Origin of the sequence: Arenimonas sp. (assembly GCF_044348765.1) — a bacterium.
Lineage (GTDB): Bacteria > Pseudomonadota > Gammaproteobacteria > Xanthomonadales > Xanthomonadaceae > Arenimonas.
In genome coordinates, this window is the sequence record NZ_JBIKSE010000060.1 from 1 (window position 1) to 5,190 (window position 5,190).

Sequence of the window (5,190 nt, forward strand, 5' to 3'; positions counted from 1 at the left end):
GAGCGACGTTGGTTCCTGGCAGGCACTCTGGCAGGTGGCCGAACAGGACGGCAACGGCAACGCCCATCATGGCGAGGTGCTGGCGCTGGATTGCCGCAATACCCTGGCCATGGGCGAGAAGCGCCTACTGGCGCTGCTGGGTCTGGACGACATCGTGGTGGTCGATACCGACGACGCCGTGCTGGTCGCGCACAAAGACCGCGTGCAGGAAGTGAAGGATATCGTGGCGCGCCTGAAAGCCGAGCAACGCCCGCAGGCGACCTGGCACCGGAAGGTATTCCGGCCCTGGGGCAATTACGATTCGGTCGATGCCGGTGCCCGCTTCCAGGTCAAACGCATTGTGGTCAAACCCGGTGCCGCACTCAGCCTGCAGATGCATCATCATCGTGCCGAGCACTGGATTGTGGTCAGCGGCACGGCACGGGTGACCTGCGACGACAAGGTGTTCATGCTCTCGGAAAACCAGAGCACCTACATTCCCTTGGGCAGCGTGCATCGCCTGGAAAACCCGGGCAATATTGCGCTGGAGCTGATTGAGGTACAATCAGGCAGCTATCTTGGGGAAGACGACATTGTGCGATTTGAAGATGTGTATGGGCGTTCACCGGAAGTGAGTCGCGGATGATTGATTTGCATTGCCATATTTTGCCGGGCATCGATGATGGCCCAACGGATCTTTCGGTCTCGTTAGCCATGGCCCGGTGCGCGGTTGACGACGGGATTCGGATCACCGCCTGCACACCGCACATCTACCCCGGATTATACGAAAACCATGCCGAGGGCATCCGGTCCGCGATTGCAGCCTTTCGGCTGGCCTTGGCCGAAGCCCATATTCCTTTGCAATTGGTGGAAGGAGCCGACACCCATCTGGCGCCGGATTTGCTGGCTGGCATTCGCGCTGGCCGTATTCCCACACTGAATGGCTCGCGCTACTTTCTGTTTGAACCGCCTCACCATGTCGCTCCTCCGCGCCTTGAAGACTCGGTATTCAGCCTGGTCGCAGCCGGCTATGTGCCGGTCATTACCCATCCTGAGCGACTGACTTGGATTGAAGAGCACTATCCAGCGTTTCAGCGCATGCTGCAGGCCGGGGCATGGATCCAGCTGACCTCCGGCAGCCTCACCGGGCGCTACGGGCCACGCCCTAAATACTGGTCCGAGCGTATTCTGGACGAGGGCTTGTGCCATATATTGGCCACGGATGCCCACCATATCGATCGGCGTCCGCCATTGCTGGCCGAAGCCAGAGAGGTGGCATCGCGGCGCCTTGGGGCCGATGAGGCCACGCATTTGGTAATGACAAGACCCCAGGGAATCATCGATAATACTCCGCCCGCTGCATTACCGGCACTCCCCGATGCCGTCGTCCAAAAAGCTGCCAGACCCTTCTGGCGCGGCCTGTTTGGTCGTAAACCCCATTGAGTAAAAGGATTTTCCCCATCATGAATCGTTGCCAGTCATTTTTACTGTTGCTTTTTTTTACAGGAGTTGTCCAGGCGGCTGATCCTGTGTCTACGCCGGTGCCAGTAAAAAAAGTAGCCACGACTACCGAGCTGGCGCTGCCGGATAATATTTCGGTCAAAGGGGTTTACAGCGGCACCACCGATTATCGGATTGGTCCGCAAGATCTGCTTGAAGTGTCGGTGTTCTTGAATGAGGACCTGAAGCGTGAAGTTCGCGTCAATAGTGTCGGCCAGATTTCTTTACCTCTGATTGGTATCGTTTTGGCGGGGGGCAAAACCGTTGAAGAGCTGGAGCAGGAGTTGATGCTGGCCTATGGCAAGTCCCTGCTGCAGAATCCGCAAATCAATGTGTTTATCAAAGAGTTCACCAGTCAGCGCGTCACCATTGAAGGTGCGGTCGTTGAGTCCGGTATTTATCCGGTCAAGGGCAAGACCAGTCTTTTACAGGCCATTGCGCTGGCCAAGGGCATCAATGTGGATTTGGCGCAACTGGACTCGATTTTGGTGTTCCGTACCGTCAATGGCGAGCGCATGGCGGCAAAGTTTGATCTCAATAAGATCCGCAGCGGCGATGCGGCTGACCCACAAATTTTCGGCGATGACATCATCGTCGTTGGCGTGTCCAGCCGAAAATGGGCTTATCGTAAGTTCCTCGAAAGTATTCCCTTGGTGAATACGTTTATTCTGTATTAATCCCTCAGCACCCTATTAGAGTAAGCCCGCATGTCCCCAAGTTCCAATTTGCCAGATGCCGCCACGAGCAATGCCCTTCCCGTCCGTCACGATGCTGCCGGCGGCGCCCTGACTGCTCATGCGCCTGGGGTCTTGAGCACTCAGGGGCTCGATCAGGAGGCTGATGGATTCGATATTGATTTGATGGGCTTGTGGCATATTGTGCTGAAGCGGCGTTGGACCATCGCGACCACAGTCGGTATCGTGTTCGTATTCGCACTGGTCGCGTCTCTGATGATTACTCCGGTGTACCGGGCAACCACCTCGGTGCAGGTTGATCGCGAGTTGATGAACATCACTAAAAATGACGCCAACGCGATGGAAGGCGCCAGCAATAATGATCCCAGTTATCTGAATACCCAGTATCAGCTCTTGCAAAGCCGGGAATTGGCTTCGCGCGTACTCAGTGACATCGGCTTCCAGAATAAAAAGCGCTTTGAGCAGGTCTTTGAGCCCTCAACACGCAGTCAGATTAAAGCCTGGTTTGGTGCAGAGGACAGCCGTGCCGTCGGTCAAGAAAAAACGCGTCTGGAAAAAGACCAAGCACTCCAGCGGGTCGATCTATTCAAGGCCGGATATACTGTAGAACCGGTCCGTACGACAAGGCTGGTCAAGATCCATTACGATAGCCCGGACCCGGCCTTTGCCATTTTGTCGGCCAATAGCCTGGCCGAAGCTTTCCAGAGCCGTAATTTAGAGACGCGCTTTGAGACTTCCAGTTATGCCAAAAACTACCTTGAGGACCAGCTGAAGCAGCTCAAGCTGAAGCTCGAAGACTCCGAGGCGCAGCTGGTTCGTTTCGCGGCCCGAGAACAAATTGTCGGTTCCGGAGATGAAAATGCCGGCACCTTGCCGGAACAGAATTTGGGTGCCCTCAATGCGGCTTTGGCCAAGGCCAAAGAAGAGCGCATTCGCGCCCAGTCGAAATGGGTGCAGGCCCAGTCCAGCATGGGTATGGTTACTTTTGGTGAAACCGGCACCAATTCTATCGTGAGAACATTGATGGAATCGCGCTCTGAGCTGGTGGCGGAATACCAAAATAAGCTGAGCCAATTCAAGCCGGCGTATCCGGCCATGCTGCAGCTGAAAGCACAGATTGATGAAACCGATAAGCAGATTGCGCAGGAAGTGGCCAATATTAAATCGGCCATTCGGGCGGAATATGAAGCAGCACAACAAAACGAAACCATGATTGCCGCCCAAATCACTTCGCTGAAGGGCGAGGCACTGGATTTGAAAAGCCGCTCCATCCAATACAATATTTTCAAGCGTGACGTGGATACCAACCGTCAGCTGTACGAAGCGACCCTGCAGCGTTACAAAGAAATCGGCGTGGCGGCCGGTGTTGGCTTAAACAATATCCTGATCGTGGATAAGGCCGTCAGTGCCAAGAAGCATCGCCCGAACATCCCTTTGAATCTCGCGGGTTCACTGCTGCTTGGCCTGGTGCTGGGTCTGCTGCTCGCGCTGTTATTGGAGTATATGGATGACACCCTGAAAAATCCTGAAGAGGTAGAGAAGCAATTGAATCTCCCTGTTCTGGGCGTCATCCCGAAACTAAAAGTCAATGAGACATTAGAGTCAGTCATGGCAGATGTGCGCTCTGCATTTGCCGAAGCCTACCGCTCTGTGCGAACCGCGCTGCAGTTTTCCACTGCAGCCGGCACTCCACGTACCCTGCTGATTACCAGCGCGTCGCCTTCCGAGGGCAAGTCAACCGCTGCCTTAACCATTGCTCGGAACTTCAGTCAAATTGGCAAGCGTGTGCTGCTGATTGATTCCGATATGCGTAAACCATCGATCCACAAGAAGATGGGCGTCGATAACGCCATCGGCTTGAGTAACTATTTGGCCGGACTGACCGAAATCAGTGAGGTTGTGCGAGACACCGAATATTCCAACTTGCAGGTCATAACCACCGGTCCGCTGCCGCCTAATCCGGCAGAGCTTTTGCATGATGACAATATGCTGCGATTACTCGCTCACGGACTCCAGCAATACGATCAGATTATTATCGACGGCCCGCCGGTAATGGGCTTGGCGGATGCGCCGATTCTTGCATCGATTGTGGAGGGCGTGGTTCTTGTCGTCTCCGCCGGCAGTACCCGTAAACATGCCGCCAGTGCGGCGGTGAAGCGACTTCATGCCGCCCAGGCACGTTTGGTAGGCGCCTTAATCAACAAGTTCGAGGCCAAACATGCTGCCTATGGCTATGGCTATGGCTATGGCTATGGCGGATATAGCTACTACAGCTATGGTGGTTCGGACGCGCCCAAAAAATTGACATAAATGTCTGAGCCGGCGGCCTTGCGGCAGGCGCTTCGGCTGGCCAGGCAGCCTGAATTACGTGATGCTTTGCGTGCATGGCCTTTACCGGAGGGAATGTCGGCGCTGATCCAAATCGCCGGTGACGAGGGCCATGGGTCTGCGCTTGAGCGACGTGCAGCGTCGGTGTTTTTGCAAGAGATTTGCCTTTTCGAAGAAGCCGATATTCGTCGCCGTTTGGGCTTGACACTAGCGGATGATCACCTCGCGGCGCGCAAGCATCACCGGCTTTTGATGAAATGGTTGCATCCAGATAGAAACTCGGCGCATCAGTTGTTGGCAGGGCGTGTTAACAGTGCCTGGACCGAATTCAAACAGGCTCCGCCGCAATGCTCTGCTGCAAATGCCGTTGATGAGGCTGTGCCGGCAGGTAAACTGGCTGCTCGCAGTCGATTTCCGTTTTTTCTGCTCCTCCTGATTTTGGGCGCTGCGCTTCTTCTGGCCATGAGCTTTTTGCCAGAAGCGCCGGTTTATTCCAGCCGTCTCTCTGCACTCGACCCATCCGCATCGAATCTGGCCCGGTCACGCCCAATAAACCGGGCCACCCCCGGCTTATCCGAACAGGGGGCCGTAAGCAAGGAAGCGGGTACCGCGTCCTTGCAGGTCGATAGTCCGCCTGCGCCCAGTCTTGCGCAGGCCGAGGAGGCATTGCAGCAATTTCGCATCCGTT

Annotated in this window: 5 protein-coding genes; all 5 read left to right on the forward strand. The window is 55.4% G+C overall.

What is annotated here, in order from left to right; translation table 11 throughout:
* On the forward strand, nucleotides 1-625 hold a 625-nt coding region (locus tag ACIQ0Q_RS08130), incomplete at its 5' end, for a cupin domain-containing protein (protein WP_395772439.1).
* On the forward strand, nucleotides 622-1,422 hold the full coding sequence (locus ACIQ0Q_RS08135; RefSeq protein ID WP_395772440.1) for a tyrosine-protein phosphatase: 801 nt from the start codon (nucleotides 622-624) through the stop codon (nucleotides 1,420-1,422). The genes ACIQ0Q_RS08130 and ACIQ0Q_RS08135, both read left to right, overlap by 4 nt.
* On the forward strand, nucleotides 1,419-2,156 hold the full coding sequence (locus ACIQ0Q_RS08140; RefSeq protein WP_395772441.1) for a polysaccharide biosynthesis/export family protein: 738 nt from the start codon (nucleotides 1,419-1,421) through the stop codon (nucleotides 2,154-2,156). Before ACIQ0Q_RS08135 ends, ACIQ0Q_RS08140 begins: the two co-directional genes overlap by 4 nt.
* Nucleotides 2,157-2,186: 30 nt before the next feature.
* Entirely contained in the window at nucleotides 2,187-4,484 is a 2,298-nt protein-coding gene (locus ACIQ0Q_RS08145) for a GumC family protein (protein WP_395772442.1), read from the forward strand.
* A gap of 93 nt (nucleotides 4,485-4,577) precedes the next feature.
* Nucleotides 4,578-5,190 (forward strand): hypothetical protein (locus tag ACIQ0Q_RS08150; protein WP_395772443.1); only part of this gene is annotated, 613 nt, incomplete at its 3' end.

Coding starts and splice junctions, on each gene's coding strand:
- ACIQ0Q_RS08135 (WP_395772440.1), top strand. CDS start 622: ATGATTGATTTGCATTGCCATATTTTGCCGGGCATCGATGATGGCCCA.
- ACIQ0Q_RS08145 (WP_395772442.1), top strand. CDS start 2,187: ATGTCCCCAAGTTCCAATTTGCCAGATGCCGCCACGAGCAATGCCCTT.